Origin of the sequence: Natrialba sp. PRR66, assembly GCF_034808065.1 — an archaeon.
Classification (GTDB): Archaea; Halobacteriota; Halobacteria; order Halobacteriales; family Natrialbaceae; genus Natrialba; species Natrialba aegyptia.
Map to the genome: position 1 here is coordinate 1 of NZ_JAXHGN010000098.1, position 273 is coordinate 273.

Genomic DNA, 273 nt, shown 5'->3' on the forward strand with positions numbered 1-273 from the left:
GTGGCACGCCACGCCGGCCCGTGGGGCGGACGAACCGCAAACCTAGCCTTACTCGAACCCACACGGGTTGGTATGAGCAATTACCTCGTTGCGATGGAAGCCGCGTGGTTGGTTCGTGACGTCGACAACGTCGAGGACGCCATCGGGGTTGCGGTGAGCGAAGCCGGGAAGCGACTGAACGACAAGGGGAAGGAGTACGTTGAGGTGAACGTCGGCGGCACGCAGTGTCCGGCGTGCGCCGAGGTGTTCGACTCTGCGTTCGTGGCGGCCGAC

Annotated in this window: 1 protein-coding gene; it reads left to right on the plus strand. The window is 64.5% G+C overall.

The annotated features are described in order from the left end of the window. Nucleotides 1-72: 72 nt before the first annotated feature. Nucleotides 73-273: DUF555 domain-containing protein (locus SM755_RS23625; RefSeq protein WP_323174831.1), on the plus strand; the 201-nt coding region annotated here is incomplete at its 3' end.